This is a genomic window from Mycobacterium sp. PO1 (assembly GCF_017312405.1).
GTDB lineage: Bacteria > Actinomycetota > Actinomycetes > Mycobacteriales > Mycobacteriaceae > Mycobacterium.
Genome location: NZ_BLTG01000150.1, coordinates 1 through 1,937, shown reverse-complemented (window position 1 = coordinate 1,937; position 1,937 = coordinate 1). Strand labels below are relative to the sequence as shown.

The 1,937-nt window shown below is 66.2% G+C and carries 1 protein-coding gene and 1 pseudogene; one reads left to right on the top strand and one right to left on the bottom strand.

Annotated elements, in window-relative coordinates; translation table 11 throughout:
* Positions 1 to 275 precede the first annotated feature (275 nt).
* Positions 276 to 1,358: an IS110 family transposase gene (locus tag J3476_RS27695; protein ID WP_170311247.1), complete on the bottom strand. Its 1,083-nt coding sequence runs from the start codon at positions 1,356 to 1,358 to the stop codon at positions 276 to 278.
* A 188-nt stretch (positions 1,359 to 1,546) separates the two neighbouring features.
* Between J3476_RS27695 and J3476_RS27690 the strand changes: the two are divergent.
* Positions 1,547 to 1,937: pseudogene (locus J3476_RS27690) on the top strand (IS1634 family transposase); the annotation flags it as partial.

Sequence of the window (1,937 nt, the reverse complement as noted above, 5' to 3'; positions counted from 1 at the left end):
ACCAAACGGGGTCAAGCCCAGCCGGGGCGGCTTTCGTTTGATCGGGGTCAGTCGGTGTCGCGGCGGTCGTTGATCAACGACGGTGGGTGTCAGACTGATATACGCGGGTTGGATACCGCAAGACGATGGTTCGGCGCGAACGGTGGCTGCTCTCTAGGGACGGGCGTCACATCAACATTCATCGAATGCTGTTGTTGCTCATAGCTGTAACGCAGATCCAGTTCGCCTACCTCGCCGTCGACCGACCGACTCCAATCAAGTTTGGACGGCCACGCTTAGGCCAGCGTGGCCAGCGACCAGCACCAACCGGCCAGTTGACGGGCGACCGCGACGTTGGCCACGACGTGAGGCTTCTTGCGTTCGTTGAATCGGCACCATTGTTGGTGCAGGCGTCGGTTGCCGGCATGGCCGCGGTCCTTGAGCGCGGGGTCGACCTTGGCCCAGCGGGCTCGCATCGCAGGACCGGGATTGCGGTACGCCGCCCGGTGGTGCCAGGCCGATTCGATCAACAACCGCCGGACATGGGCATTGCCGGCCTTGGTGATCGAACCCTGCACCCGAGAGGCCCCCGAGGAGTATTCGGTGGGCACCAATCCGACGTAGGCGCCGATCGAGGCACCGGTGAACCGGGTCCAATCACCGATCTCCACCGACAACGCCAGCCCGGTTAATGCGGAGATCCCACGCAAACACCCCAGCCGATCAACCGGATCAGACCATCGCGATGAGGCCGCGACCGCAACGATCTGCTCGTCGAGACGATCCCTCGCCGCAGTCGCCGACAGGACCGCGTCAAAGTGATGGTCGAAGGCCGCCCTGGTATGGGGGTCATCGAATCGTTGCCGCCGCAGCCAGGTTTCGTGGACCCCGGTCCAGGCGTTCCCGCCCGAGTACACCCGGCCCTGGCGCAACAGCAGCTTGGACAGCCGGTGCCGCACCCGCATCAGATCGGCGCGGGCGTCCTCGCGGGCCCGCACCAGATCGCGCACCGCCTCCACCTCAGCCTCGGGAACCGTGACCGCGGTTATTTCGCCCAACCGCAGAAGCCGGGTCAGGTGCGCGGCATCGCGGGCATCGGTCTTGATCCGATCCCCAGCCGGGCGGATCAACTTCGACGGTGCCGCGACCACGCAGTCGATCTGGGCATCAGTCAATGCCCGGGCCAGCCCGAACCCCGTCGGCCCGGCCTCGTAGGCCACCCGCAAGGGACCTCGCAGTCTGTGCAACCAGTCCAGGATCTCGCCGTGATCGGGACACAATCGCGCCCGCTCGACCCGACCCGTCTCTTCATCAAATGCATGCGCAACCACCGAAAGCGCATGCACGTCCAACCCGACACTCGTACCGTTGAAACTCACCGGAGGCCTCCTGATCTGCAACTGTGGCTCTACCAGTGCGAGTGTTCACTCGTCACCGGCAACCCACGTCCGATTGCAGCCCGAGGCCTTCGGCCTCGAGTCAGCCCTCATACCGTCTAGCCGGCGGCCCGTAGGGTGCCTGGGTGGCCTACGTGCGCACGGTGAAGACGTCCTCGGGGGCGACCGCGGTGCAGATCGTGTGGTCCACCCGGCGGGGGTCACGCAAGATCGAGCATCTCGGGTCGGCGCACGACGAGGCCGGCATCGCGGCACTGAGGGCTGCGGCCGCCCAGCGCCTGGCCGCCGGCCAGGCACAACTCGATCTGGGCCTGGGCGAGCGCGCGGCGGCCGAGCCGTTACCGATCACCTCGTCGAAGTCGGCGCTGCTGTGGGATGCGTTGTGCGCCGCCTACGCCCGTGTGGGGTTCGATGAGGCCGCCGCGGACGACGAGGTGTTTCGTCAGTTGGTGTTGGCGCGTGTGGGGTTCGATGAGGCCGCCGCGGACGACGAGGTGTTTCGTCAGTTGGTGTTGGCGCGTGTGGGGTTCGATGAGGCCGCCCTGACTTGGCTCACGTTTG